Genomic DNA, 2,296 nt, shown 5'->3' with positions numbered 1-2,296 from the left:
GCGATGAATCGAGCCGAACGATCTTTGCCCAACTCGCGAGAGATGATCTCTCGCTCTTCGAACCGCAATGGCTTGTGCCGGCTCATTCACCATTCCTATCGATCGACGCTACCAGGATCCTATCGTGGCGTCGCTATGATCGTTTGAACCCGCCCCCGTTAGACGAACCCGTCTTGTTCATATCAGTCGCGGCGTTCTCGTCGCTGGAATGCGTCAAATGAAGGGCATCTTCGAGGCGCTTGATCAGCTCGTCCACGTAGCCGTGTTCCCTCTTGATGTGCCCGACACCATAACCGAATGCGCCCGGATTCCCACCGCCACCGGCCGCGAGAACATTGAAAGCCTTACTCGCCGGCTCATCAGCGGGCGGCTTCATCTTGGTGAGCTGTTCAGCGTCGAAGATCATGGCCCACAGATCGTCCCGGATGCCCTTTGCCTGGTTGAGCATGCCCATGGCCTCGTCCCGACTGAGGCTGAACCCCTGCCCGCTCGGGCCCAGGCCACTGCCAGCGGCGCCACCACCCCCGCTAACGCCACCGCCGCCGGTCGGGTCCCAGATATCAAATCCCAGACCATCCAGCCAGTTGCCAGGTCCGGCGCAGGTTGAACCACGATGCACACCCCTCGAAGCAGACGTCGGCACAAATCTGGAACAGCCCTCCCGAGGCCACCCCGACCGTCACCGTAGCCGATCAGTCACCACCAGGTGTCGAGATCGTTTGATCCGGCGGTTGACCTGCACCGTAACCCCGTGCGGGGACGAACGTCGGCCCCGCCATCGGTCGCGGCAGGCAAAGCACAACGGGGTGACCTGCCAGAGCAACATCCTGTTCCGAGGTGCGCGCGGCACCGAACGGGTGGCAACGGCAGTTTCGCGCCGGGTGCGCGAAGGTCACGGCGGCGGATGGCAGGGTGCCCCAGAAGTCGTCGCTCGACTCGTTGGGGACCTGGGTTGTCGTGCACCTGCCACGCCCGAACCCGGCGTCCGGTTGCCTCTCTTCCCCGGGCGAAACCAAGCATGACGGCGTAGCGCGTACCTCGGCGGCAAGATCACCGAATCGGAGGTCAACGCGCCGAAGTCGACGCTGCGCGGAAGCCGGGCGGGCGCGGGCTGTACGATCACCACACGGCCCGGCCGTTCCCTCCCCCTCGAGCGGTCGGGCCGCCTCACAGCCACCGAGCCCTGGCACCTCCGGGCTCGGACAGGCCGGTCCCCGCAGCCGGGAAAACCGGTGGACGCGGGGACCACAGCCCGGTTGGCCTTCCGGCGACCGCGGCTGGATCGAGGAGGTGAGTCCCATGCGCGCATCGATATGGGTGCTCCCCTTCGCCGCCACGGACGGGCGATGAGGCAGGTGTCGCCGGGAGCGCCGTAGCAGGCTCTCTCGAAAGGCACCGGTCTTGAATTCGACGTATCTCGATTCCGTCGCGGATCGGCAATGGCATGCGGTGGACGGCGATCGCGTCGTCGGGCGTGCCGAGGTTTTGCCTCGGCCGGGCGGGCGACTGTTTCTGGGCATCGACTCCTGGCATGACGAGGTTTTCGAACAGCTCGTCGAAGTGGTGAAGGCGGAATTGCCCCGACCGCGGTACGAGGTCGAAGCGACCGCGGGATGGGATTCCGTGCCCGCCGAGGTTCTCGCATGGGCGGACAGGCCGCCATTGCCCGACCCGCTGAAATACTACGTCGCCGCGCTCGGCGAGGAGTATGTCGGGCTGGCGCGGGTGGTCCCGCTCCGGCAACCGCGCATCGGGCTGGTCGCGGTCCGGGCCGGGCAACGGCGGCGTGGTATCGGCCGGGCATTGCTCGCTTCCGTGTTCGGCGCCCTGTATCACGCCGGAATCACCACCGCTTCGGGGGAAGTCGACGAATCCGGCGACGCGGCACTCACATTATTCGAAGGAATCGGTGCATCGTGGACTTCCGGCACGCGTGAGCTGGTTCTCCCCGGAACACCGAACGCCTGACCGAAAGGAAACACCATGGCCGGAAAGTCCGGAGGAATCGAAGTCGAGGGCACGGTCACCGAATGCCTTCGCAACGCCACCTTCCGGGTGGAGCTGGAGAACGGGCACCACGTGCTCGCGCACATCAGCGGCAAGATCCGGAAGAATTACATCAAGATCCTGCCCTTCGACCGGGTCCTCGTGGAGATCAGCCCGTACGACCCAGGGTTCCGGCAAAGTCGGTGTAGAGGTCCGTGAAGGGACCCTTCACGGACTCTGAGTCTGTGAAGGGACCCTTCACAGACCCGAAACCGGTCCGGCGCACGCCACGAGGTGGTCGCACACACCT

At 65.2% G+C, this 2,296-nt stretch carries 3 protein-coding genes; 2 read left to right on the top strand and 1 reads right to left on the bottom strand.

Features of this window, described 5'->3' with window-relative positions:
• Positions 1-133: 133 nt before the first annotated feature.
• Positions 134-454, bottom strand: a complete 321-nt coding sequence (locus D5S19_RS03165; protein ID WP_120021832.1) for a hypothetical protein — start codon at positions 452-454, stop codon at positions 134-136.
• 947 nt (positions 455-1,401) lie between these two features.
• Between D5S19_RS03165 and D5S19_RS03160 the strand changes: the two genes are divergently transcribed.
• Both D5S19_RS03160 and infA read left to right on the top strand, forming a co-directional pair.
• Entirely contained in the window at positions 1,402-1,968 is a 567-nt protein-coding gene (locus D5S19_RS03160) for a GNAT family N-acetyltransferase (RefSeq protein ID WP_120021831.1), read from the top strand.
• Between the two features lie 15 nt (positions 1,969-1,983).
• Complete coding sequence (infA, locus tag D5S19_RS03155; RefSeq protein WP_120021830.1) at positions 1,984-2,205, top strand: translation initiation factor IF-1; 222 nt, start codon at positions 1,984-1,986, stop codon at positions 2,203-2,205.
• Positions 2,206-2,296 lie beyond the last annotated feature (91 nt).

The sequence above is a fragment of the Amycolatopsis panacis genome (genome assembly GCF_003600245.1).
In the GTDB taxonomy this organism is placed as follows: Bacteria; Actinomycetota; Actinomycetes; order Mycobacteriales; family Pseudonocardiaceae; genus Amycolatopsis; species Amycolatopsis sulphurea.
The sequence above is the reverse complement of the archived record's forward strand: the minus strand, read 5'-3'. Positions and strand labels throughout refer to the sequence as shown.